The sequence below is a fragment of the Prescottella sp. GW823-FHT02E09 genome, from assembly GCF_058797375.1.
This window is the reverse complement of the sequence record NZ_JBXAJP010000021.1, coordinates 1-3,839: the sequence shown is the minus strand read 5'-3', so window position 1 is coordinate 3,839 and position 3,839 is coordinate 1. Positions and strand designations below refer to the sequence as shown.

The window sequence follows — 3,839 nt, the reverse complement described above, 5'->3', positions numbered from 1 at the left end:
CGTATGTGACCCGGATTTGCCTAGGTCACGCCCTACACGCTTACACCAGTATTACCACTGACTGGCTCAGCTACCTTCCTGCGTCACCCCATCGCTTGGCTACTACCAGATCGGTTCACGCGCATCCACCACCCCCAAACCCGAAGGTCCGAAAGCAGCTTCAGGGCGCTTAGCATCACTGATTCACCAGGGGCGCGTTCACACGGGTACGGGAATATCAACCCGTTGTCCATCGACTACGCCTGTCGGCCTCGCCTTAGGTCCCGACTCACCCTGGGCGGATTAACCTGGCCCAGGAACCCTTGGTCATTCGGCGGACGAGTTTCTCACTCGTCTTTCGCTACTCATGCCTGCATTCTCACTCGTGCAGCCTCCACAACTAGGTCACCCCGCTGCTTCCATGGCTGCACGACGCTCCCCTACCCATCCACACCACTGCACAACCCCCCGCAGGAGGAAGTGGGTGTTATGTGAATGCCGCGGCTTCGGCGGTGTACTTGAGCCCCGCTACATTGTCGGCGCAGGATCACTTGACCAGTGAGCTATTACGCACTCTTTCAAGGGTGGCTGCTTCTAAGCCAACCTCCTGGTTGTCTTCGCGACCCCACATCCTTTTCCACTTAGTACACGCTTAGGGGCCTTAGCCGGCGATCTGGGCTGTTTCCCTCTCGACTACGAAGCTTATCCCCCGCAGTCTCACTGCCGCGCTCTCACACTCTGGCATTCGGAGTTTGGCTGACGTCAGTAACCTTGTGGGGCCCATCGGCCATCCAGTAGCTCTACCTCCAGAGTGAAACACGCGACGCTGCACCTAAATGCATTTCGGGGAGAACCAGCTATCACGGAGTTTGATTGGCCTTTCACCCCTACCCACAACTCATCCCCTCAGTTTTCAACCTAAGTGGGTTCGGGCCTCCACGACGTCTTACCGTCGCTTCACCCTGGCCATGGGTAGATCACTCCGCTTCGGGTCTAGAACATGCCACTGACTCGCCCTATTCGGACTCGCTTTCGCTACGGCTACCCCACACGGGTTAACCTCGCGACATGCCACTAACTCGCAGGCTCATTCTTCAAAAGGCACGCCATCACCCACCCACCGAAGTGGCGCAGGCTCTGACGGATTGTAAGCGCACGGTTTCAGGTACTATTTCACTCCCCTCCCGGGGTACTTTTCACCTTTCCCTCACGGTACTAGTCCGCTATCGGTCACCAGGGAGTATTCAGGCTTATCGGGTGGTCCCGACAGATTCACAGCAGATTTCACGGGCCCGCTGCTACTTGGGTGTCCACTACAACAGTCACCATGTTTTCGTCTACGGGATTCTCACCCTCTACGACAGGCCGTTCCAGACCACTTCGACTAACACGATGATTTCTTACTGTTGGCCAACCCGGCAGAATTGACAAAATGGATCCCACAACCCCACGAATGCAACGCCCGCCGGCTATCACACATCCATGGTTTAGCCTCTTCCGCTTTCGCTCGCCACTACTCACGGAATCACTATTGTTTTCTCTTCCTGTGGGTACTGAGATGTTTCACTTCCCCACGTTCCCTCCACACGCCCTATATATTCAGGCGCGGGTAACCACACATCACTGTGGCTGGGTTTCCCCATTCGGAAATCCTCGGATCTCAGCTCGGTTGACAGCTCCCCGAGGCTTATCGCAGCCTCCTACGTCCTTCATCGGCTCCTGGTGCCAAGGCATCCACCGTACGCTCTTCATTACTTACAACAAAGATGCTCGCGTCCACTGTGCAGTTCTCAAACAACACACAACACCCGAACTCACGTGGCACCAGCCGGCACTTCCGCACCGCGGTATGACCACATTCAGGTCTTGTCGTTTCTCCTTCGAGGAAACACTCGCGTGTTCTCTCAGGACCCAACAGTGCATCGATATATCACCCACCAGCCGGCACTCGGGCCCGCTGATCCGTGGATGAGGTAGTCAGTGTTCCACCCATGAGCTCCCGCCGCTCCACATGTGGGAGCAGAAACGGGCTCTGCCGATCATCGACTCACCTGTGTGAGTGATGGACCGGAGAAGTGCTCCTTAGAAAGGAGGTGATCCAGCCGCACCTTCCGGTACGGCTACCTTGTTACGACTTCGTCCCAATCGCCGATCCCACCTTCGACGGCTCCCTCCACAAGGGTTAGGCCACCGGCTTCGGGTGTTACCGACTTTCATGACGTGACGGGCGGTGTGTACAAGGCCCGGGAACGTATTCACCGCAGCGTTGCTGATCTGCGATTACTAGCGACTCCGACTTCACGGGGTCGAGTTGCAGACCCCGATCCGAACTGAGACCGGCTTTAAGGGATTCGCTCCACCTCACGGTATCGCAGCCCTCTGTACCGGCCATTGTAGCATGTGTGAAGCCCTGGACATAAGGGGCATGATGACTTGACGTCGTCCCCACCTTCCTCCGAGTTGACCCCGGCAGTCTCCTGCGAGTCCCCGCCATTACGCGCTGGCAACACAGGACAAGGGTTGCGCTCGTTGCGGGACTTAACCCAACATCTCACGACACGAGCTGACGACAGCCATGCACCACCTGTATACCGACCACAAGGGGGGCCGTATCTCTACGGCTTTCCGGTATATGTCAAACCCAGGTAAGGTTCTTCGCGTTGCATCGAATTAATCCACATGCTCCGCCGCTTGTGCGGGCCCCCGTCAATTCCTTTGAGTTTTAGCCTTGCGGCCGTACTCCCCAGGCGGGGCGCTTAATGCGTTAGCTACGGCACGGATCCCGTGGAAGGAAACCCACACCTAGCGCCCACCGTTTACGGCGTGGACTACCAGGGTATCTAATCCTGTTCGCTACCCACGCTTTCGCTCCTCAGCGTCAGTTACTGCCCAGAGACCCGCCTTCGCCACCGGTGTTCCTCCTGATATCTGCGCATTTCACCGCTACACCAGGAATTCCAGTCTCCCCTGCAGTACTCAAGTCTGCCCGTATCGCCTGCAAGCCAGCAGTTGAGCTGCTGGTTTTCACAGACGACGCGACAAACCGCCTACGAGCTCTTTACGCCCAGTAATTCCGGACAACGCTCGCACCCTACGTATTACCGCGGCTGCTGGCACGTAGTTGGCCGGTGCTTCTTCTGCAGGTACCGTCACTCTCGCTTCGTCCCTGCTGAAAGAGGTTTACAACCCGAAGGCCGTCATCCCTCACGCGGCGTCGCTGCATCAGGCTTTCGCCCATTGTGCAATATTCCCCACTGCTGCCTCCCGTAGGAGTCTGGGCCGTGTCTCAGTCCCAGTGTGGCCGGTCGCCCTCTCAGGCCGGCTACCCGTCGTCGCCTTGGTAGGCCATTACCCCACCAACAAGCTGATAGGCCGCGGGCCCATCCTGCACCAGTAAACCTTTCCACCAAAGACCATGCAGCCTAAGGTCATATCCGGTATTAGACCCAGTTTCCCAGGCTTATCCCGAAGTGCAGGGCAGATCACCCACGTGTTACTCACCCGTTCGCCGCTCGTGTACCCCGAAGGGCCTTACCGCTCGACTTGCATGTGTTAAGCACGCCGCCAGCGTTCGTCCTGAGCCAGGATCAAACTCTCCGTTGAAGACTCTAGATTTCACCGGCAAGCCGGCTAATCAGTCATAGACATCGAGTCAAATCACTAGCAAAAAAACTCAAACTAGCATTCAAACACTGACCATCCCAGACGGAAGAATGGAACGATCAGCACATACCCACACCCAAAAAGGATGCGGAGTACCAAAAATTGGCACTGACATTCATCGACACACTGTTGAGTTCTCAAAGAACACGCACACACCATCACCAGAAACCCAAAGGCTCCTCGTTCCGGGGCAACCG

The 3,839-nt window shown here is 56.8% G+C and carries 2 rRNA genes (1 of these 2 running past the window's edge); both read right to left on the bottom strand.

From position 1 onward, the window contains the following. Positions 1–1,740, bottom strand: a 23S ribosomal RNA gene (locus AC1RIF_RS27210); it reaches 1,487 nt to the left of the window's first position. Between the two features lie 325 nt (positions 1,741–2,065). Continuing rightward, positions 2,066–3,582 (bottom strand): 16S ribosomal RNA (locus AC1RIF_RS27205). The 16S and 23S rRNA genes sit together here, the layout of an rRNA operon. Positions 3,583–3,839: the final 257 nt, after the last annotated feature.